Consider the following 21,107-nt stretch of genomic DNA (forward strand, 5'->3'; position numbering starts at 1 on the left):
TACCTAATCCCTACAATGTAAGTACTGATTCTTTTTTGCTAAACATCTTTGTTTCGTGGTAGTGCTTAGTGGTCGTGAGCTTCACCAGCACCTTTCGGGTAACGAATGTTCTCAACCATCTCTTGTACATCTTCAGGAACTTCAGCGGTCACTTTGTTCACTGCAATTGATACTACGAAGTTTAGACACATACCTAGCGTACCGATGCCTTCTGGGCTGATACCAAACCACCAGTTTTCCGGTGTGCTTGCTGCTGGGTTGATGAACTTGAAGTAGATGATGTAGCTTGCTGTGAAGGCAATACCTGACAACATACCTGCAATTGCGCCTTCCTTATTCATCTTCTTGTAGAAGATACCTAGGATGATCGCTGGGAAGAAGGATGCTGCGGCTAAGCCGAAGGCAAACGCTACTACCTGTGCTACAAAGCCTGGTGGGTTAATACCCAAGTAACCTGCACCTACAATCGCGATCATGGCAGCTAAACGAGCGGCTAACAGCTCCTGCTTGTCGGTCATGTTTGGTCTGAAGCCTTTCTTCAACAAGTCATGTGAAATCGACGTTGAGATTACCAATAGTAGACCCGCGGCTGTTGATAGTGCGGCTGCTAGGCCACCGGCTGCAAGTAGTGCTACAACCCAGTTTGGTAGTTTTGCTAGCTCTGGAGAAGCCAGTACGATGATGTCACGGTTAATCTTCATCTCGTTGCGCTCATCGCCCGAGTAGAACATTTTGCCATCGCCGTTCTTATCTTCCCAACCAACTAGGCCAGTGCTTTCCCAGTTTTTGTACCAGCTTGGTGCTTCTGCAGCTGCGACACCTTGCATGTCTGGGCCGTTAATCGTTTCGATCATGTTTACACGAGCGAAGGCTGCAACGCCTGGTGCTGTTGTGTATAGCAATGAGATGAACAGTAGTGCCCAACCCGCTGAGATACGAGCATCACGTACTTTTGGTACCGTAAAGAAACGAATGATTACGTGTGGAAGACCAGCAGTACCTACCATTAGAGCTGCACAGATGAAGAATACATCTACCATACTCTTGTTACCTTCGGTATAGGCGGTAAATCCGAGTTCTTCTGTTAGTCCATCCAGTTTATCAAGTAGGTATACATCTGTACCTGATAGAGTCGAGCCCATACCAACTTGTGGAAGTGGGTTACCTGTCATCATGATTGAGGTAAAGATTGCTGGAACAAGGAAGGCGAAAATGAGGACACAGAATTGAGCTACCTGCGTATAAGTGATGCCTTTCATGCCACCAAGCACTGCGTAGAAGAACACAATACCCATACCAATGATGATGCCTAGGTTAATATCAACTTCTAGGAAACGAGAGAATACAACGCCAACACCACGCATCTGGCCTGCAACGTACGTAAATGATACGAAGATTGCACAGAATACCGCTACCATACGTGCTGTTTTCGAGTAGTAACGTTCACCGATGAAATCAGGAACCGTAAACTGACCGAACTTACGTAGGTAAGGTGCTAAACATAGCGCAAGTAGTACATAGCCACCTGTCCAACCCATTAGGTAAACCGCACCGTCGTAACCAACGAATGAGATGATACCAGCCATTGAGATGAATGATGCTGCCGACATCCAGTCAGCGGCTGTTGCCATGCCGTTTGCTACTGGGTGTACGCCGCCGCCAGCAACGTAGAATTCACTCGTTGTTCCAGCGCGAGCCCAGATTGCGATGCCGATATAGACTGCGAAAGTAATACCGACGAGAATAAACGTCCAAGTTTGAATATCCATGTTCTAGCCTCTAGTCTTCCTGTACGTTGTATTTTTTGTCCAGCTTATTCATGCGAACAACGTAAATAAATATCAACGCCACGAAGGTATAAATTGAACCTTGTTGAGCGAACCAAAAACCTAGCTTAAATCCGCCAAATTGAATGGTATTTAGGACATCCACAAATAAGATGCCAGCGCCATAAGACACCACAAACCAGACTGCGAGTAGTGTTCCCATTATTCCCAAGTTTTCCTTCCAGTAGGCTTGAGCATGTTCCGTAGATTCGAACGCCATTGCCTTCTCCTTTAATTCCGTTTTCGTAGAAACCGTTTCTGTAGAAATTGCTGTGTTAACGTAATGTTACGATTTAGAATGTAGCAAGGATAAGTCAAGGGATCTGTGCAACTTTAGTCGGGACGCTATTAGCGCTAATGTACTGAAATATGGGAGCTAGGAGACAGAACCATAGAAAAACGTGATGTTGCAATGATGTTAAATTAGCCAAAGGTCTAACAAAAAGGGATGAATTAGAGTGCGAGTCATAAAATTTAACAACTAAATGACTGAGAAACGGTATTTAGTCCTGCCTATGACACGAAGCGAAATATAAGTTTGTTATAGTAACTACGGTACTTTCACCGGCCGCGACTTGCTTAACGGCAGAAGATCAACAAGCTAGTGACAAAAGATCAACAGGCTTAAAGCTCGGGTTTTATTCTTTGGGGGAACGAATTGGACGCAATAACCATTAATCACTTATTTTTGACTGGTGCCGTACTCATCGCCATCAGTGTACTTTTCTCACAAGTGTCCTCTCGATTGGGCGTTCCGATTCTTTTAATCTTTTTGTTCGTTGGTATGTTGGCGGGCGAAGATGGCCCCGGCGGCATTAATTTCAATGATTACTCGCTGACCTACTTGGTGAGTAATCTTGCGCTGGCTGTGATCCTGCTTGATGGCGGTATGCGAACCAAGGTCGCAAGCTTCAAGGTCGCGTTTTGGCCATCGCTCTCGCTGGCGACGATAGGTGTCGCATGTACCGCAACCCTAACCGGTTTAATGGCGGCTTGGCTGTTCGACTTGTCATTGATGCAGGGTATCTTAGTTGGTGCGATTGTGGGTTCGACCGATGCCGCTGCGGTATTTTTTTTGTTGAAAGGGCAGAGCCTCAATGAACGCGTTGGCTCAACCCTAGAGATCGAATCCGGTACCAATGACCCAATGGCGGTCTTCCTGACAGTGACTTTAATTGCGCTACTGGGCACCCCAGACGCCGAGATGGGAATGAACTTCCTACTCAAAAGCTTCGCGATGCAGTTTGGTATCGGCACCCTTGTTGGTATTGGTGGCGGTTGGGTTCTATGGAGTCTAATTAACCGAGTGCAGCTGGCCGATGGCCTTTACTCGATTCTGGTGCTCAGCGGGGGCGTGGCTCTGTTTGCGTTCTCTAACATGCTTGGTGGTAGTGGCATCTTATCGATTTACCTAGTCGGTCTGTTCATTGGTAATCGTCCGACGCGCTCTCGACACTCTATCCTTAATGTTCTTGATGGCATGACGTGGCTAAGCCAGATCGTGATGTTCTTGGTATTGGGTTTATTGGTGACGCCATCAACGTTGATGGACATTGCACTTCCTGCGTTAGCATTGGCTTTCGGTATGATCTTGTTTGCTCGCCCGTTGTCTGTTTGGTTGGGTTTACTGCCGTTCAGAAGCTTTACCACCAAAGAACGTTGGTTTGTTTCTTGGGTAGGTTTACGTGGCGCTGTACCGATCATTTTGGCGGTGTTCCCGATGATGGCTGGCCTGCCTAATGCCCAACTTTACTTCAACATCGCCTTCTTCGTGGTTATGGTTTCGCTGATTGTTCAGGGCGGTAGCTTGATGAAAGTGGCGAGGTTGGCTCAGGTGACCTTACCACCGACACCAACACCGATTTCTCGTACCGGCATGGAGATTTATCCGACCAGTGAGTGGGAGATGTTTGTCTACAAGCTGAAAGAGGAAAAGTGGTGTGTTGGTGAACCGCTTAAGCGTTTGTCTATGCCAGAAGGGACGCGAATTACGGCACTGTTTAGAAAAGATGCTTTGCTTCACCCATCGGGTAGCACCGTGTTAGAGGCGAACGATATTCTCTGTGTGCTTGGTCAAGATAAAGACCTAGACAGCTTAAGTGCCCTATTTAGTGAGGCTCCTCTAGCTGAAGAGGCCGCTCGATTCTTTGGTGATTTCTTCTTGGATGTCGAACTATCGGTTGCAGCGGTCAGTGATTGTTATGGCATTGAACTGGGCTCGGAAGAAGAGCGAGAAATGACGCTAAAACAATTGGCTGAGCGAGAGCTTGGTGCCCACCCTGTATTAGGCGATAGTTTTGTGTGGCATGACATTACTTGGGTGGTTGCAGAGATCGATGATCATAAAGTCGTCAGGTTGGGTTTATGTTTACCAAAGACGACTTTAGAAGAGGATATAAGTGAAGCTTAGTTGTGGACTTCTTGTAGCAAGATAACTGCTTGAGTTCGGTTTTTCACATCCAGTTTACGGAAGATGGCTGTCATATGTGCCTTGATGGTCGCTTCCGAAACATTCAATTCATAGGCGATTTGCTTGTTTAGCAGGCCGTCTGAAAGCATCCCTAACACCTTGTATTGCTGAGGCGTCAGTGTGGAAAGCTTTTCCGCAAGGTCGCTACAGGCTGCATTGTTGGTGATAAGGCCTTCAGGAAAGAACGGGTCGCCATTCAGCACTTGATTCAGCGCACTCACCAATTCACGCATATCACTCGACTTAGGAATGAAGCCAAAGGCACCGTGGCTCTTCACTTGAGTGACAACGCTGGCATCCTCGCTGGCTGAGATCACCACAATCGGTAAATCTGGATATTCAGCACGCAGTTGAATTAAGCCCGACATCCCGTTTGCTCCCGGCATTTTAAGGTCGAGAAGCAACAGGTCGGGTTCATCTTCTTTTTTTAGTAGAGTCAGTAAGGCATCGAGAGAATCAGCCTCAAGCAGGTTCGCACCGCTGATAGCCATATGAACTGACTGAAACAGGGCGTTGCGAAAGAGAGGGTGGTCATCAGCAATGATGATGGTATAGGTCGAGTCCATGACGTTCATACTTTTAACAATTTAGTTAATATTTATTATCATCCTGATTGAGTATGTGGACAATATTTATGCATTAAAAGTCTGAACCATATCGACTTTTATCCCCAGAATAAGAAAGCGTTACTCTGAATAACAAAAAAGCCGCACTGCCATCTCGTTACGGAGGGGCGGTGCGGCTTTCGTTTAGGCGGATATTCCGGTGAATATTGCCGTTATAGCTGGTGGTTTTGCATGTGTTTCAAGAATACATCGGCAGGCATAAAGCCCGTCACACGAGCATTTGGAACATGGTTACCCTCGCCATCCCAGAACTCAATGGTTGGCAAACCGAGCACTTGTAATTGTTTAAGCAGTTCAATGTCTTGAGGCATGTTTCTCGTTACATCAGCCTGAAGCAGGACGAAATCAGAAAGCTTGTTCTCAACATCAGCTTGGTGGAAGGTGTACTTCTCAAACTCTTTACATGCCACACACCAATCGGCGTAGAAATCGAGCATCACTGGCTTACCGAGTTTCTTGGCTTCGATGAGCTGGATTTCTAACTCTTCAACCGTGTTGACACGGGCAAATTGGATTTGTTGCTCAACCACAACGCTCTTTTCTGCGAACCAGTAATTTAGCGCAGGTTGAGCTGATGCGAACAGGCCAAGCATCGCGATGATACCTACAGCGCTCTGTTTCCAACCACCGAATGGCAGTGCATTCTTGCTGTGGTAAAGCCAACCAAAGGCGATGAACCCAAGACCAGACCAAAGTACCGTTGCCCACAATTCAGGAATAATTCGCTCTAGCAGGAAGATAGGCGCTGCCAGCAAGATAAAGCCGAATACGATCTTCACCTTGTCCATCCAGCTGCCTGCTTTTGGTAGTAGCTTATTACCAAACACCGCAACCAAAATCAGCGGAATACCCATACCCATCGCTAACGCATACAGAGCGATCGCTCCGGTTAATAGGTCGCCACTTTGAGCCACATACAATAACGCGCCTGACAGTGGCGCTGTGGTACAAGGTGAACACACCAAGCCAGAGATAGCGCCCATTGCGAACACGCCCAAGGTATTACCACCTTGTTGTTTGTTGCTTTGGTTATTAAGCCAAGTTTGGATACTGCTTGGCAGTTGTAGGTTATAAACGCCGAACATCGACATCGCCAACGTCACGAACAGAACACTCAGCGCGATTAATACGTAAGGGTGTTGCATCGCAGCTTGGAACTGCATGCCAGCTGAAGCAACCACTAAACCTAATAAGGTGTAGGTCAGCGCCATGCCTTGCACGTAGATGAAGGACAGCATCAGCGCACGACCTTGGCTGAGCTTACCGCCACCTAGCACAATACCCGTTAGAATCGGATACATAGGCAGGACACACGGCGTAAAGGCCAAGCCAACACCGAGTGCGAGGAATAATAATGGCGTCCACCAACTGTCACCCAGCTTATCGGCTAAGCCTGCTTCTTTTGAAACGGGAGCATTGGTTTGTTGAGTGGTATTGCTTGCTGCGTCAGCGGTAGGAGAAGAGGCTTGTACTGAATTGTCAGCTTCACCAGCTGCATCAGAAGAACCTTGTAAAGCACCACTGTTTTGCACATCACTGCTTTTCATATCCCCAGAACTCGTCGCAGTAAACGGTTCAATGTCGATTACTCGGATCTCTGGTGGGTAACAGAAACCAGCATCTGCACAGCCTTGATACTTAACGATCAGCTGTGAGCCATCTTGGTAACTCTGTAGAGGAACTTGCACGAATAACGGCTGAGTATAAATGCTCACCTCACCGAAGAATTCATCTTGGTGTGGTTGGCCATTTTCCATTTCAACATTGCCGATAGTGAGATTTTGGCCAGTGAACGAGAGGCTATGTTGATAGAGGTAGTAGCCCTCTTTTACTTGCCAGTCGAGAAGGACCTTGCCGTCTTGCTGGTAGTAATTGAAAGGGAAAGCTTGGTCTACAGGGACAAAACCGTTGTTATTGCCTCCGAAGCTTGGCTCGGCGTTGTCGTTTCCAAAAAGCGCCCACGCAGGCTGGGTGAACAGGGAAACACAAACAAAAAGTAATGTGGCAAGTCGTCGCATACTATTTAGTCATCAAAATGGAGTTGAAGGTATCTTAACTCAATCAGACCGTAATAGTTTGTGATTAGTTTCATCGACCAGCAAATATCCCCTAAGGCGGGTGGGCTATTTTCTGGGGCAGTCGAGAGAGTGTCAGTCGCTCAACATGAGTTGTCAGCTTTTGCCAATAAGACATTTAAGCCACTCCTAAGCGTGCTCTTACTACTTGTTCGCAAGCATCTATATTCGTGGTGTCTTTCGGAATAATTAACACCGTGTCATTGCCGCCAACCGTACCGATAATCTCGGTATGTGGGTCGATATCAACCAATCTTGCGACCAACTGTGCGCAACCAGGGTTTGTTTTTACGATCACCATTGCTTGGTTGTGAGTAATTAATTCGATTTGTGATGAGATTGACGCATCGACACGTACCGGTGCGCTTTCTACGGTGATGCAGTAAACCTTTTTGCCACAGGCGTTCTGGATTTTGACAACACCGAGTTGTGACAAAATACGAGACACAGTCGACTGGCTAATGCCTGTATAACCAATGTCGACGAGTTTCTCTCGCAGCTGGTTCTGGGTCGAGAAGCTTTGCTGTTGTAGTAAGCGTTTGCACGCTGCGGTCAGTGTTTTATCTTCAGCTGAATACAAGCAACCGTGCTCAGTGATTTGGTTCATGAACAACTCCTTAAAGCCAACGTGTGGGTATCGCTTGTCCATAGCGCAGAACGCACTCCCAAAGCCGTAGAGTACGATTGTTAATTAGGGCTTACCGATGAATCCCGAAATAAATAGGAAGGGTATGCGTGATGTATGATCTTCTATTCATCCAGTCTACCACTAAAGAATAGTTATCTTTTTGAAGGTGATCACCAAACAAAATTCTGGTTATTTGCTTTTTTTGTGGAATTTTATTCTTTAGGTAAGTGGATATTTATTCCGGGTTAGGAATAAATATCCATGTAGTTTGAGCGGTTTCTTTTACGAAGGTAAGAGCGCTAAGGGCTAGCGGATTTCACTCATGATCTCGCGAGAGAATACTTTTTCACAATAGTGACATTTTAGTTGGACGTTTTCGTGTTTTAGCTGCACTTTAAAGCTACTTTCAACGGGTTCACCGTGCGAAATACAGTTGCTATTCGGGCAAGAGTACACACTGTTGATTTGGTCTGGCAGTACTAATGTTAGCTTATTAACCACCTTGTACTCTTCAATCTGATTTACCGTCGCTTGCGGCGCATACAGAGCCAATTGGTTGGCTTGTTCCTTGGTCAGAAAGATGTTCTCAATCTTGATCAGATCTTTATGACCAAGCGCAGATGATGGCAGATTCAACCCCATGGTGATGCGTTGTTCTGTTTTGTGTAGCTTAAACAGTTTAAGGATTTTGATACCAAGATGAGCAGGGATGTGGTCAATCACGCTGCCGTTACGGATCGCTTCTACTTGTAGCTGAGTTTGTTTAACCATGACTGTTTCTCCTGCTTATAAAGTGTCGTTAAGAACTAGGGCCAATAGGGCTTCGCGAGCGTATACACCGTTTTCAGCTTGTTCAAAGTAGTAAGCGTGTGGCGTTTTATCTACGTCGGTTGTGATTTCATCGACGCGTGGTAATGGGTGAAGCACCTTCATGTTCTGGCGTGCATCTTTCAAGGTATCGGCCGTTAGAATGTAAGCCGACTTCATGTGCGCGTATTCTGACGCATCAAAGCGCTCTTTCTGTACGCGAGTCATGTACAGGACATCCAGTTCAGGCACCACTTCTTCAATGCTGCTGTGGGTGCTGTATTGGATGCCCATCTCTTCCAATTCTTCACAGATGTAATCAGGCATCGCTAACACTTCTGGCGCGATAAAGAAGAAACGCACGTTATTGAATTTTGATAGTGCTTGCGTCAAAGAGTGTACGGTACGGCCATATTTTAGGTCGCCGACGAAAGCCACATTGAGGTTATCGAGCGTGCCTTGCGTTTCGTAAATCGAGAACAGATCCAATAAGGTTTGCGTTGGGTGTTGGTTTGCACCGTCGCCACCATTCACAATTGGCACACCGTTAGAAAATTCAGACGCTAAGCGCGCCGCGCCTTCTTGTGGGTGACGCATCACAAAGGCATCCACGTAAGATGAAATCACTTGAACGGAATCGGCAAGTGTTTCGCCTTTTTTCGCCAGCGATGTGTTGCCGCCATTATCAAAGCCGATGACTGTGCCGCCAAGGCGTTGAACTGCGGTTTCAAATGAGAGGCGAGTTCGAGTTGAAGGCTCAAAGAAGCAGCTCGCAACGACTTTATTTTTCAGCAGCTCAGGGTTTGGTTCTGCTTTGAGTCTTGCTGCAGTATCGACGATAAGCTCCAGTTCATCACGAGATAGTTCTGGAATGGAGATGATGTGCTTGTTAAATAACGAATGCGCCATAACGGGTCTTCCTTTTTTTATGCATACAGTCAAATTGCGGACAAAAAAAAGCCCCCTAAAAATAGGAGGCTTCGAAATGATCAATAGAGCAAAATAAAAATGACACCAACGCCGTTCTAAGGCGTATTGGCTGACAATCATGTGCGAAAAAATTGCGGTTCATTTTTTGCTCTCTTAAGACAAATTGCGGAGGATTATACTCAGATAAAAAGGCCATGCAATACTTTCTGTAAAGTATTCATTTAATGGATTTTTATGCGAGATTACGTCCATTTTAAACTCCCATTTAAGTCTTTGTTGGGGCTGAGACTTGCAGGGTTTTCTAGGAAATTATCTCTTCAACCGCATGAAAAAAAATGCGAGTTTTATTCAAGGTCAAAATCCCAAGAACGCCACCCGCATTTCCCTGTCATTGCACTTAACTTATCAACGTATTTCGAACAAGTGAGTGCCTAGCTTCTTAATTTTTAACGTCTTAACTGTTTCGTTTCTTAGGTAATTAGCTGCCTAATGTCGCAACCATTACTGCTTTAATGGTGTGCATGCGGTTTTCTGCTTCATCGAACACGATAGAGTATTCAGACTCAACCACTTCATCTGTCACTTCTACGCCATCTTTAAGCTGCGGATATTCAGCAGCAAGCTGTTTGCCTACTGTGGTATCTTCGCCGTGGAAAGCCGGTAGGCAGTGCATGAATTTCACATGTGGGTTGCCTGTTGCTTTGATCATGTCCATGTTGACTTGGTAAGGCATCATTAGGTTGATACGCTCAGCCCATGCTTCTTTCGCTTCGCCCATTGATACCCAAACGTCGGTGTATAGGAAGTCACAACCTTGCACGCCTTCTTGAACATCTTCTGTTAGCGTGATTTTGCCGCCAGTGTGTTCTGCGATTTCACGACATTGAGCTAATAGCTCTTCTTCTGGCCAGAATTGCTTTGGAGCAACAAGGCGAATGTCCATGCCCATTTTCGCAGCGCCAACCATTAGAGAGTTACCCATGTTGTTGCGAGCATCACCTAGGTAAGCAAACTTGATTTCATGCAGTTGCTTGCCACGGCCGTATTCCGTCATAGTTAGGAAGTCAGCTAGGATTTGTGTTGGGTGGAATTCGTCAGTCAGGCCATTCCACACAGGAACGCCAGCGTAAGCGCCTAGCTCTTCAACGATTTCTTGACCAAAGCCGCGGTATTCGATGCCATCGTACATACGGCCTAGAACGCGAGCGGTGTCTTTCATTGATTCTTTGTGGCCAATTTGAGAGCCAGATGGGCCTAAGTAAGAAACTCGAGCACCTTGGTCGAATGCTGCTACTTCGAATGCACAGCGAGTACGAGTTGAGGTTTTTTCAAAGATAAGCGCAATGTTTTTGCCAGTCAGTGTTGGCTGTTCGTAACCGTTGTACTTCGCTTTTTTTAGCTCCATAGAAAGATCTAACAAGTGTTGAATTTCGCGTGGAGTGAAATCTAGTAGTTTTAGGAAGTTACGATTGCGTAGGTTAAAAGCCATGATGTATTCCTTCTTAGATTTAGGCGCTTCCTTGTTACAGGGAAATAAAATTCAAGAAAGCGCGATTCAATTTTTAGTTAAAGTTGTTCGGTTTTGTTTGTTTCGTTTAATCTGTTTTCGCAAGCTTTAAAAGCTCTCAAGGTTTAAGGCTCTCAAGATGATAAAGCTCGCTAGTGCATTAACCTTTGGTGATATTGGTGCCCGCTTGGCCTTGCAGGATTTGCAAACCATCTTCGAGTGCGCCGATACCCACTACTTTGCCGCCTTGCTGAATGAACTCGCACGATGCTTCGATTTTTGGCCCCATTGAGCCTGCATCAAATGTAAACTTCGCCAATTCACTTGGTGTAGTACTGCGCAGTGCGTGTTGAGTCGGTTTGCCCCAATCAAGATAAACAGCGTCAGCATCGGTCAGAATAAGTAGTGCATCCGCATCCAATTGTTTCGCCAAGAAAGCCGCTGACATGTCTTTGTCGATAACCGCTTCAACGCCGACTAATTTGCCATTTTCTTTTTTCACTGGGATGCCACCACCGCCAGTACAAATTACGAGGTGACCTGCATCGATAAGTTGAGTGATCGCTTCGTGTTCAACAATGCCAGTAGGGCGTGGGCTTGGCACTACTCGACGGAAATGTTGACCGTCTGGTTTTACGATCCAGTGGAATTTCTCCGCTAACTCACGCGCTTCTGCTTCTTCGTAGATCGGGCCAATTGGCTTAGTTGGATCTGCGAATGCAGGATCGTTTGGATCAACGGTCATTTGCGTCAACATGCATGAGATGTTGCGGTCAGGCAGGTAGTTTTTGAACTCTTGCATCAGCATGTAGCCGATCATGCCTTGAGTCTCACTGCCCAATACATCCAATGGATACGGGTTTACTTTTTTGTACTCCAAACCTTGCAGAGCAAGTAAGCCAACTTGTGGACCATTACCGTGCACTAGAACCACGTTGTACACTTTCGCGATTTCAGAGATGGTTTTAACAGCCGTTTCAATATTACGGCGTTGAACATCGGCTTCTAACGGCTCACCGCGACGAAGTAGGGCATTACCGCCGAGTGCAACAACAACAGTTTGCTTAGTCATAATTGTGTTCTCTCATTTTGGCCAAGTTGAGATTATTTAAGGTCGTTCAACTTGGCCGTTTCGTCTTAGTGATTAGATACCATCACGCTCAATTGGGCAGCTCATGCAGCGTGCACCACCGCGACCGCGACCAAGTTCGTCTCCTGGAATCGGAAGAACCGTGATGCCTGCTTTGTCGTATTTTTCGTTGGTGTATGTGTTGCCTTCGTAGCCAATAACAACGCCAGGTTTAACCGTTAGAACGTTGTTTGCATCGTTCCACTGCTCACGTTCTGCATGGAAGTTGTCGCCACCCGTTGTGATTAGGTTTAGCTTGTCTACGCCAAGTGCTTTCTCGATAGCTGTTACGAAGTAGCCTTCTTCTTTCACTTTCACTGCGCCTGACTCATCGCCAGTTAGGTTCCAGCACTGCACGTCTTTACTTACCACTTCAGGGTAAACAGAGAACGTATCTTCGTTCATGTGAGTCATCACGGTGTCTAAGTGCATGCAAGAACGGTGTTTTGGTAGCTGCATTGCGATAACTTGTGTCGCTTGACCGTGTTTGAATAGGCTAGACGCTAAGTGTTCAACACCTTGTGCTGTTGTACGCTCAGACATACCGATAAGAACCGCGCCACGGCCGAGAACAAGAACGTCACCACCTTCGATTGTTGAGTTGTCGTAGTTGATGTTTTCTTCATCACCGAAGTATTTAATGAAGTCTTCGCCTGCGAATGTTGGGTGCCAGCGGTAAATAGCGCGAACGTGGTTTGTTTCACGTTGACGAGCAGGTTTCGCCATCGGGTTGATAGATACGCCACCGTATACCCAGCAAGATGTGTCACGAGTAAATAGGTGGTTTGGTAGAGGTTCGATAATGAAGTCAGTTGGTGCGTGCATGCCTTGCATCATTGAAGATGATTTCATTGGCATTTCAGCGTAAGACAGACCGCCCGTTAGGATTTTTGCTAGCTCTAAGTTTGGTAAGTCGCCCAAGTAGCAGCGCACATCATTAGCGAATGTTTTACCCAAACGGTAATCAGATACCTGGCAGCTTAGTAGCCAGTCTTTCGCTTCTGGCACTGCTAGTGTGTCTGCTAGTAGGTCAGTAAGAAGAAGAACTTCAACACCCTGATCACGTAGCGTTTTAGTAAATGCGTCATGCTCTTTACCTGCGCGCTCAACAGCCAGTACGTCATCAAATAGTAAATCGTGACAGTTAGAGGGTGTTAGGTGAGTCAGTGCGCGTCTTGGGCGGTGAACTAGAACGCGGCGCAATTGACCTATTTCAGAACCTACATAGAACTTACTCATGATCGTCTCTCTCTTATATATTTGAATTACTTTTATCGCTAAGAGTAATTATTTATTTTCAGTGGAGAATAATGAATTATTTTATTCATATCTCTTGTCTGGAGTTAATATTACGCCTGCTAGTCAGGTATTCTTAGAGATCTATCACAAATCGTTTTTTATCCTGCAGCCCTTTAAAATTAAGGGTTTTAACAAACTTTATGCACTTTTAGTCATGATGATTACATTCTAAATAGTTAGCTGTTAGGGAACTTTATGCACGCTTTTTTGATGAACCTGCCTAGAATCAAAATTGTTAGGTATTATATGCATAATAGTTTTATTGATAAGAATGTACTTAGCTTGGAAGTATGCAATGTTTCTATTTAGATATTTAATTTTGGATGTGAAATTAATTATTTATTAACAAAATAAATGCGAATAAAGCTGTTGTGGTCACACTTTATAATTGGTTTTTTTAAGCCGGTTTTCTATAAAAATAGCTTTTATTCCCCCTTTGATTATTACAAGGTGAATAACTTTAAATATAATTAGCGTTAATAAATGACTAAATATTTTTATAAAAATAATGGAGAGGAATGGATTGTTTTTTATTAGCCTTAACATCAATATTAAAACGTTGATTTACGCTTTGTCGAAGGTGTCCTTGGATTGTTTAAGGTTGGCTGATGAGGTTGACTATAGAGAGGCTTTAAATAGAGTGTGTGCAGCTCGTGAGGTTGTTTTGGGGAATGGCTCTGAGGGCGATAGCAACAAAAAAGCCGCTAAGAAAGCGGCTTTGAACGAGAAGCTGGTGTGTAGGTTTTAGATAAGCGCACCAATACTTAGTACAACGATGCAGAACACCATCAAGATTCCGATTAATGGCATCACCCATTTAACCCAGCGCACGTAAGGGACACGAGCAATCGCCAAGCCGCCCATTACCACTGCAGAGGTTGGAGTGATTAAGTTGACCAAGCCAGATGCTGATTGGTAAGCGGTGATAACAAGGTCACGACCTACGCCAGCAAAATCGGCTAATGGCGCCATGATTGGCATAGTCAGCACTGCTAGACCAGAGGTCGAAGGTACTAAGAATGACAGTAGAATTTCTAAGAAGAACATCACGTTAATGAAGACAACTGAAGAAAGACCAGTCACCATTTGTTCTGCTGAGAAAAGAATAGTGTCGGTGATCATACCGCGGTCCATTACGACTACGATACCACGTGCGATACCTATGATAAGTGCAACGCCCAGTAGGTCTCGAGCACCGTCAATGAAGCTAGTTGTGAACTCTTCCTCGCTCATGCGAGACACAATACCGACAATAATAGTCGCTGCTAAGAACATCGCGGAGATCTCTGCCATCCACCATCCAGCAACGGATACACCGTAAATCATCACAGCGAAAGAGCCACCAAAAATGGCCAGGATCAGTTTGCGAGTCGCGGTGAACTCCAGTTTTTCACCACTTGCGTTGCCAAGGAAGTGCGCTTTGTTCTCTTCGTATTTGTCGTAAACAATCGATGTTGTTGGATCGGCTTGTACCATTCTTGCGTAGCGCATGACGTAGGCGACACAGATACCCCAACCAATAATCAGCATTCCAATACGCAGCGCGATACCGTCGGTAAATGGAATACCAGAGGCGTTGGCAGCAATAACGGTCGCGAATGGGTTAATGGTAGAGCCTAGCACCCCAATGCCTGCGCCAAGCAATACCGTGGCAGCTGCCACTAGAGGGTCAAAGCGAGCGGCCATCATTACTGGTACTAGCAGCGTATAGAATGGCAGTGATTCTTCCGCCATGCCGTAGACGGTACCGCCAGCAGCAAACAGAGCCATCAGTATCGGTATCATCAACTCTTCTCGCCCTTCTAGGCGGGCGGTGACACGTTCGATACCGGCATCAATAGCGCCAGTTTTGGTTACTAGTCCTAAGAAGCCACCAATGATTAGAATGAACAGTGAAACGTCGATGGCCGCAGCTTCATAGCTATTGTGGTCGTAGAAACCGTCAATAGGCGCAAGCAGTACGTCAATCACACCTTGAGGGTTACCTTCTACGGCTTGATAGGTTCCGGTTACGGGTACTTCTCGACCGAGTTCTTCATTCATGGCTCGGTCGTATTGGCCTGCCGGAACAATCCAGGTAAGGAGCGCTACGAACGCAATAAGGATAAATAAAATGGTGTAGGCAGAAGGGAATTTAAAATTGGCAAAGAAGCCGCCCTTTTTTGTCTCGCTTGGTATTGTCTGAGTCGTCATAGCTATCTCCTTACACCATCTTAAATAAAAGTGATGTGAATTAGCGACTAATGATTTATAGATTGTAAATATACTGATTCTTATAAAGTTCCCAACGATATAAAGTTGCTGACTTTAAATTAAGTTCGTTTTTATATTTACTGATCCAAATGAAGTTAGATTTAATTTAGCTGCGGTTATTTTATTACTTACCTAACTATTTAAGTTTGGTGCTGTTCACAAAAATAGTGGCCAATAAGATGGCTTGAAAATGGCATAAAAACAGCAAGGTTTTTTGGTTAGTTAGCTTGGATTAATATTCGATGTGGATTAGATGAAAGCGAGGGGAGATTGATTAGGTAAGTGTTGTTATTAGTTGGGTTGAATAATCTTGGAATTTTATTCAAATTTTATTTTTAGGCGGGTTTTAAAGTTTATAATAGTTATTTGATGTGTATCAAATAACACATTGAGTAGAAAACAAAAAAGGAAGCCGAAGCTTCCTTTTAAAGTTTTAATCATCAGCGAATGTTAGATGAACAGACCGCCGAATGCGAAGCCGAGTGCTACCGCAGTACTGATTGTTGCCACACCAGGAATGAAGAATGGGTGGTTGAATACGTACTTACCGATACGCGTTGAGCCTGTGTCATCCATCTCAACCGCTGCCAGTAGCGTAGGGTAAGTTGGAAGTACGAACAGTGCACTTACTGCAGCAAAAGAAGCCACGGCTGTTAGTGGTGCTACGCCAATCGCTAGAGCTGCAGGCATTAGTGCAACCGTGGTTGCGCCTTGAGAGTAAAGCAGCATAGAAGCGAAGAACAGAACAAGAGCCAGCATCCAAGGGTAGTCAGCCAGTAGAGCGCCGGCTACGTCTTTGATTTCAGCAACGTGTGCGTTTACAAACGTTGAGCCTAACCAAGCCACACCCAGTACACAAACACACGCTGTCATACCAGAGCGGAATGTTGGCGCTGAAGAAATCTTCGCAGCATCAATCTTAGTGAACATCACGATAGCCGCTGCTGCTGCTAGCATCACAGACATGATCGCTTCGTTACGACCAAGCGCTGGGTTTTCAATTAGGCCAACAGAGCTAGAGATAGCCGCTGCGTAGCAAACCACGAAACCAATCGCTGTTAGGAAGATGTACGTTGCTCTCTTCGCTGTTGGTAGAATTTCACGCTTCTCTTCTGTCGCCAGTTTGATTAGACCTTTCTCTAGACGTTCTTGGTAAACAGGATCGTCTTTCAGTTCGCTACCCATGTAGTTAGCAACAACCGCACCAACCATACAAGCGATGAAGGTTGTTGGGATACAAACCATCAATAGCGTTAGGTAATCAACACCAAACGGTGCCAGCATTGCTGCGAAAGCGACAACGGCAGCCGAGATTGGCGAAGCTGTGATAGCAATTTGAGAGGCGACAACTGCGATAGACAGTGGACGAGAAGGACGAACACCTTGGCCTTTCGCTACTTCTGCGATTACAGGAAGCGTAGAGAATGCTGTGTGACCAGTACCGGCCATTAGTGTCATTACAAAGGTCACAATCGGCGCGTAAAAGGTGATGCGTTCAGGGTGTTTACGCAAAAAGTTTTCTGCAATTTGCACCAACCAGTCCATACCGCCAGCAACCTGCATAGCAGCAATTGCGGTGATAACCGACATGATGATCAAGATTACGTCGATCGGGATGAAAGACTGGCTTGTTGGAACGCCAAGAATCAGTGAAAGGGCAATAACACCAGCACCACCGGCAAAACCTATACCGATACCGCCAATTCTGGCCCCCAAAAAGATAAAGAGCAGGACGACAAATAGTTCTACTGCAATCATAAGTAACACCTCATTTTAGATTTTATTATGTGAGCATTCACGGCTGGAATGTTCACATAATAGTTCTATGGTTTAGATTCTATTTCGCAAAAGTGCAACCAACAGAAATCCACAAAATTAACATGGTTAACCGTATTGGAGCCTAAAAAAGGGCTCCGTTTGGAGCCCTTTTTCGCTAACGTTATTCGTAGCGTTTTGCTTTATACTGAGGATGCATCAAATTTTCAACAGAGAAAATGTCATCAAGTTCTTCTTCGGTTAATAACCCGCGCTCTAGAACTACATCACGAACGCTTTTACCTGTTTCAGCACAGATCTTACCAACAACATCACCCTCGTGGTGGCCAATGTATGGGTTTAGGTAAGTGACGATACCGATAGAGTTAAATACGTGAGATTCACACACTTCTTTGTTCACAGTAATGCCGTCTACACACTTGTCGCGTAGGTTCACACATGCGTTTGTTAGAATGTCTAGAGACTCAAACATGCTTTGTGCGATAACAGGTTCCATTACGTTCAGTTGAAGCTGACCGCCTTCTGCTGCGAAAGAAACCGTGTTGTCGTTACCTAGAACTTTAAAGCAAACTTGGTTTACTACTTCAGGTACAACTGGGTTTACTTTAGCAGGCATGATTGAAGAACCCGCTTGCAGTTCAGGTAGGTTTAGCTCGTTGAAGCCAGTACGTGGACCTGAAGAAAGAAGACGTAAGTCGTTACAAATCTTAGACAGTTTAACGGCTAGACGTTTAAGTGCACCGTGCGTCATTACGTATGCGCCACAGTCAGACGTTGCTTCGATTAAATCTTCAGCCGCTACACACTCTAAGCCAGTTACTTCTGCTAGGTGCTTAACTGCTAGGCCTTGGTAACCCGGAGCTGCGTTCAGACCAGTACCGATAGCTGTTGCGCCTAGGTTAACTTCAAGCAGTAGTTTTGAAGTGTATTCTAGGTTTTTGATTTCTTCGTTGATGGTTACAGCCCAAGCGTGGAACTCTTGGCCAACCGTCATAGGCACAGCATCTTGAAGTTGAGTACGACCCATTTTCAAAATTGTGTTGAATTCTTGGCTCTTAAGCTCAAATGCACCTTTTAGGTATTCGATAGCATCGATCAGTTTACGAACGCTGTTGTAAACAGAGATACGGAAACCTGTAGGGTAAGCACAGTTAGTTGATTGGCTGCGGTTTACATGGTCATTTGGGTTGATGAACTCATATTGGCCTTTTTCTTTGCCCATAAGTTCAAGAGCCACGTTTGCCACTACTTCGTTAGCATTCATGTTTACAGAAGTACCAGCACCACCTTGGAATACATCCGATGGGAACTGATCCATGCACTTACCAGTGTCTAGAATGAGGTCACAAGCTTCGATGATGTATTTAGCTACTTCGCTTGGGATTACACCTAACTCTTTGTTTGCTAAAGCCGCTGCTTTTTTTGTCATCACCATACCGCGAACGAATTCAGGTACATCTGAGATCGTTACATTTGAGATGTTGAAGTTTTCAACTGCGCGTAGAGTGTGGATGCCGTAGTAAGCATCAGCCGGAACATGACGTTGACCTAGTAGATCTTCTTCGAGACGAGTAGCTTGAGGAGCTTCAACTTGAGCTTCTGATAGATTAGCCATAACAGGATCCTTAGAGAATTATTCTGATTATATAGTTAGTTATTAGCCTATTCTGTGTGCAAATACTCCGTTCGCTAGAATATTGGGCTGATAAATCCGTCCTGACTTATGTGGCACATGATACTGTACTTAGCGCATAAAAATATTAAGTTGATCACCTTTTTCGGTTTTGTTTCGTCAATATTTTGCAAAGTTATTCTCGGTCAATAAACACGCTTATTTACAGGATAAATTTGAGATTGATAGGGCTTTCAGCGTAAACTGGATGTAACAAAGGAGGGCGTGTGTTTCCTATCTTATTATTACTATTTATCTTCGTACCCATCATTGAGATTGGGCTATTTATTCAAGTTGGTGGCTTCTTAGGATTGTGGCCAACTATTGCGTTGGTTTTGATTACTGCATTTGTTGGTGCATCGCTTGTTCGTAGCCAAGGCATTCAAACACTTATGTCTGTGCAAGGTCGATTACAACAAGGCGAAATGCCAGCACAACAGATTCTTGAAGGCGTGATGCTTGCGGTTGCTGGTGTATTGCTGCTGACTCCTGGCTTTATGACGGACGCACTCGGTATGTTGGTATTGCTACCAGCACCAAGAGCGATGATTGCTAAGAAAATGATGGAAAAAATGGTGGTGACCAATATGTCTGGCGGTTTCCATGCGGGTGGACAGGCTGGTTTTGGTCAGAGCCTATTTGGACAAGACCCATTCAATCGCGACCCATCAGACCAATCAAAAGACGGCAACACCTTTGAGGGTGAATTTGAGAAGAAAGACGATGACAACGATCGTAACCGCTTAAACTAATCCGTTTTTTCTCTTCTTTGTTTTTATCTCTTCTTTATATAGAGGGAAAAACAGAAAAGGCTTTTACCTTTATCCTTCGCAAGAAAGTGATAATGGTAAGAGCCTTTTTTATTGCTAGCAGGGGGGGGAGCTTTCGGTTATACCGCGCCTTCAAAGCCCATTTGTCGCCACGCTTCGAATGCAATAATAGCAACCGCGTTAGATAGGTTGAGGCTACGCGCATCTGGCATCATTGGAATACGAATGCGTTGTTCCATTGGCATGCTTTCGATGAACTCTGCAGGCAGGCCACGTGTCTCAGGGCCAAACATCAACACATCACCTTGTTGGAATTTCGCATCCACGTGGTGACCTGTGGTCTTTGTCGTGCAAGCAAAGATGCGGAAGTCACCCTCGCGTTCATTCTCTAGATACTCAAGAAAGGCTTCTAGGTTCTTGTGACGCTTAACACGCGCTAGGTCGTGGTAATCCAAGCCAGCACGACGAACTTTCTTCTCTTCAAAATCAAAGCCAAGCGGCTCAATCAGGTGCAGGTTTGCTCCGCAGTTAGCACATAGGCGGATGATGTTACCCGTATTGGGCGCAATTTCAGGTTCGTATAGAGCGATATCAAACATGTTGGTTCACAAGAATAATCAAAGATAGCCAGAGTATACGGTGGCAAGCTGAGTGAGTACAGTTCACCACCATTGGCTTACGCTTTATTCGCGAGTGCTTGTGCGTAGTTTTCAGAAACCGCATTCCAATTCACCACGTTCCACCATGCGTTGATGTAATCAGGGCGACGGTTTTGGTAGCTGATGTAGTAGGCGTGTTCCCAGACATCCAGTGCAAGAATCGGCTCACCGTTGCTGGCGATGGTATCCATCCACGGGTTGTCTTGGTTTGAGGTCGAGATGATTTTCAATTGTCCTTCTTCTACTACCAACCAAGCAAAGCCTGAACCGAAGGTATTGATTGCAGCTTGAGCGAACTGATCTTGGAACGTCTCGAAATCTCCGAAAGTACTTTGGATCGCGTCGCCAAGTTTACCTGCCGGTTCACCCCCGCCATCTTGAGCCATGCAGTTCCAATATAAAATATGGTTGTAGTAACCGCCGCCATTGTTGCGAACGGCAGGGCTGTGCTGAGAGATGTTAGCGAAGATCTCGGTCAGAGATTGCTGCTCAAGTTCACTGCCAGAAATCGCCGCAACAAACTTATCGTAGTAGGTTCTATGGTGCTTGCTGTAATGCACTTCCATCGTCTTAGCGTCAATGTAAGGTTCTAGGGCGTCGTAGGCGTAGGGTAGAGCAGGAAAAGAGTGTGACATGGTAAATCCTCCTTAATTAGAGGACTTACCATAGTGATAATAGAA

At 45.4% G+C, this 21,107-nt stretch carries 17 protein-coding genes; 2 read left to right on the forward strand and 15 right to left on the reverse strand.

The features are described 5' to 3' along the window. Nucleotides 1–65: 65 nt before the first annotated feature. Nucleotides 66–1,769, reverse strand: coding sequence for a sodium:solute symporter family protein (locus ACED59_RS10155; protein WP_009844700.1), 1,704 nt, complete (start codon nt 1,767–1,769; stop codon nt 66–68). Between the two features lie 10 nt (nt 1,770–1,779). Beyond that, on the reverse strand, nt 1,780–2,046 hold the full coding sequence (locus ACED59_RS10160; protein WP_009844701.1) for a DUF4212 domain-containing protein: 267 nt from the start codon (nt 2,044–2,046) through the stop codon (nt 1,780–1,782). A gap of 438 nt (nt 2,047–2,484) precedes the next feature. On the opposite strand from ACED59_RS10160, the gene ACED59_RS10165 reads away from it, so the two are divergent. Further along, nucleotides 2,485–4,236, forward strand: coding sequence for a potassium/proton antiporter (locus tag ACED59_RS10165; RefSeq protein ID WP_017096528.1), 1,752 nt, complete (start codon nt 2,485–2,487; stop codon nt 4,234–4,236). Here the strand turns inward: ACED59_RS10165 and ACED59_RS10170 are convergent. The 11 genes from ACED59_RS10170 to aspA form a co-directional block, all read right to left on the reverse strand. Further along, nucleotides 4,233–4,862: a response regulator transcription factor gene (locus tag ACED59_RS10170; protein ID WP_012604978.1), complete on the reverse strand. Its 630-nt coding sequence runs from the start codon at nt 4,860–4,862 to the stop codon at nt 4,233–4,235. The two genes, ACED59_RS10165 and ACED59_RS10170, sit on opposite strands and share 4 nt — an antisense overlap. Before the next feature lie 212 nt (nt 4,863–5,074). Beyond that, the gene (locus ACED59_RS10175; protein WP_017096529.1) at nt 5,075–6,940 is read right to left on the reverse strand and encodes a protein-disulfide reductase DsbD; all 1,866 of its coding nucleotides are present in this window, start codon (nt 6,938–6,940) and stop codon (nt 5,075–5,077) included. 175 nt (nt 6,941–7,115) lie between these two features. Next, on the reverse strand, nt 7,116–7,604 hold the full coding sequence (locus tag ACED59_RS10180; RefSeq protein ID WP_009844705.1) for an arginine repressor: 489 nt from the start codon (nt 7,602–7,604) through the stop codon (nt 7,116–7,118). A gap of 327 nt (nt 7,605–7,931) precedes the next feature. Next, nucleotides 7,932–8,396 (reverse strand): aspartate carbamoyltransferase regulatory subunit, encoded by a 465-nt coding sequence (pyrI, locus tag ACED59_RS10185; protein ID WP_009844706.1) that lies wholly within the window; start codon nt 8,394–8,396, stop codon nt 7,932–7,934. A 15-nt stretch (nt 8,397–8,411) separates the two neighbouring features. Further along, a complete protein-coding gene (gene pyrB, locus ACED59_RS10190; protein ID WP_004729720.1) occupies nt 8,412–9,341 on the reverse strand; it encodes an aspartate carbamoyltransferase in 930 nt (309 codons plus the stop codon). Nucleotides 9,342–9,840: 499 nt separating this feature from the next. Continuing rightward, entirely contained in the window at nt 9,841–10,851 is a 1,011-nt protein-coding gene (locus tag ACED59_RS10195; RefSeq protein ID WP_009844707.1) for an ornithine carbamoyltransferase, read from the reverse strand. Between the two features lie 178 nt (nt 10,852–11,029). After that, on the reverse strand, nt 11,030–11,941 hold the full coding sequence (gene arcC, locus ACED59_RS10200) for a carbamate kinase (RefSeq protein ID WP_009844708.1): 912 nt from the start codon (nt 11,939–11,941) through the stop codon (nt 11,030–11,032). Between the two features lie 72 nt (nt 11,942–12,013). Next, complete coding sequence (arcA, locus tag ACED59_RS10205) at nt 12,014–13,237, reverse strand: arginine deiminase (protein WP_009844709.1); 1,224 nt, start codon at nt 13,235–13,237, stop codon at nt 12,014–12,016. An 804-nt stretch (nt 13,238–14,041) separates the two neighbouring features. Next, the gene (locus ACED59_RS10210) at nt 14,042–15,490 is read right to left on the reverse strand and encodes a YfcC family protein (protein WP_017096531.1); all 1,449 of its coding nucleotides are present in this window, start codon (nt 15,488–15,490) and stop codon (nt 14,042–14,044) included. A 510-nt stretch (nt 15,491–16,000) separates the two neighbouring features. After that, nucleotides 16,001–17,308 (reverse strand): anaerobic C4-dicarboxylate transporter, encoded by a 1,308-nt coding sequence (locus tag ACED59_RS10215; RefSeq protein ID WP_017096532.1) that lies wholly within the window; start codon nt 17,306–17,308, stop codon nt 16,001–16,003. A 181-nt stretch (nt 17,309–17,489) separates the two neighbouring features. Next, nucleotides 17,490–18,941: an aspartate ammonia-lyase gene (gene aspA, locus ACED59_RS10220; protein ID WP_009844714.1), complete on the reverse strand. Its 1,452-nt coding sequence runs from the start codon at nt 18,939–18,941 to the stop codon at nt 17,490–17,492. 284 nt (nt 18,942–19,225) lie between these two features. Between aspA and ACED59_RS10225 the strand changes: the two genes are divergently transcribed. Then, on the forward strand, nt 19,226–19,750 hold the full coding sequence (locus ACED59_RS10225; protein WP_017096533.1) for an FxsA family protein: 525 nt from the start codon (nt 19,226–19,228) through the stop codon (nt 19,748–19,750). 137 nt (nt 19,751–19,887) lie between these two features. Here the strand turns inward: ACED59_RS10225 and trmL are convergent, their stop codons facing one another. Further along, nucleotides 19,888–20,367, reverse strand: a complete 480-nt coding sequence (gene trmL, locus ACED59_RS10230; RefSeq protein ID WP_009844716.1) for a tRNA (uridine(34)/cytosine(34)/5-carboxymethylaminomethyluridine(34)-2'-O)-methyltransferase TrmL — start codon at nt 20,365–20,367, stop codon at nt 19,888–19,890. Between the two features lie 77 nt (nt 20,368–20,444). After that, nucleotides 20,445–21,062 (reverse strand): superoxide dismutase, encoded by a 618-nt coding sequence (locus tag ACED59_RS10235; RefSeq protein WP_012604973.1) that lies wholly within the window; start codon nt 21,060–21,062, stop codon nt 20,445–20,447. Between the last annotated feature and the right edge of the window lie 45 nt (nt 21,063–21,107).

Origin of the sequence: Vibrio sp. FF266 (assembly GCF_041439695.1) — a bacterium.
GTDB classification, from domain to species: Bacteria; Pseudomonadota; Gammaproteobacteria; order Enterobacterales; family Vibrionaceae; genus Vibrio; species Vibrio tasmaniensis_A.

Bases quoted from the DNA above. Each gene is read 5' to 3' on its own strand.
- ACED59_RS10180 (WP_009844705.1), bottom strand. From the start codon at position 7,604: ATGAACCAAATCACTGAGCACGGTTGCTTGTATTCAGCTGAAGATAAA.
- trmL (WP_009844716.1), bottom strand. From the start codon at position 20,367: ATGTTTGATATCGCTCTATACGAACCTGAAATTGCGCCCAATACGGGT.
- pyrB (WP_004729720.1), bottom strand. From the start codon at position 9,341: ATGGCGCATTCGTTATTTAACAAGCACATCATCTCCATTCCAGAACTA.
- aspA (WP_009844714.1), bottom strand. From the start codon at position 18,941: ATGGCTAATCTATCAGAAGCTCAAGTTGAAGCTCCTCAAGCTACTCGT.
- ACED59_RS10210 (WP_017096531.1), bottom strand. From the start codon at position 15,490: ATGACGACTCAGACAATACCAAGCGAGACAAAAAAGGGCGGCTTCTTT.
- ACED59_RS10195 (WP_009844707.1), bottom strand. From the start codon at position 10,851: ATGGCTTTTAACCTACGCAATCGTAACTTCCTAAAACTACTAGATTTC.
- ACED59_RS10175 (WP_017096529.1), bottom strand. From the start codon at position 6,940: ATGCGACGACTTGCCACATTACTTTTTGTTTGTGTTTCCCTGTTCACC.
- ACED59_RS10235 (WP_012604973.1), bottom strand. From the start codon at position 21,062: ATGTCACACTCTTTTCCTGCTCTACCCTACGCCTACGACGCCCTAGAA.
- ACED59_RS10155 (WP_009844700.1), bottom strand. From the start codon at position 1,769: ATGGATATTCAAACTTGGACGTTTATTCTCGTCGGTATTACTTTCGCA.
- pyrI (WP_009844706.1), bottom strand. From the start codon at position 8,396: ATGGTTAAACAAACTCAGCTACAAGTAGAAGCGATCCGTAACGGCAGC.
- ACED59_RS10215 (WP_017096532.1), bottom strand. From the start codon at position 17,308: ATGATTGCAGTAGAACTATTTGTCGTCCTGCTCTTTATCTTTTTGGGG.
- arcC (WP_009844708.1), bottom strand. From the start codon at position 11,941: ATGACTAAGCAAACTGTTGTTGTTGCACTCGGCGGTAATGCCCTACTT.
- arcA (WP_009844709.1), bottom strand. From the start codon at position 13,237: ATGAGTAAGTTCTATGTAGGTTCTGAAATAGGTCAATTGCGCCGCGTT.
- ACED59_RS10160 (WP_009844701.1), bottom strand. From the start codon at position 2,046: ATGGCGTTCGAATCTACGGAACATGCTCAAGCCTACTGGAAGGAAAAC.
- ACED59_RS10170 (WP_012604978.1), bottom strand. From the start codon at position 4,862: ATGGACTCGACCTATACCATCATCATTGCTGATGACCACCCTCTCTTT.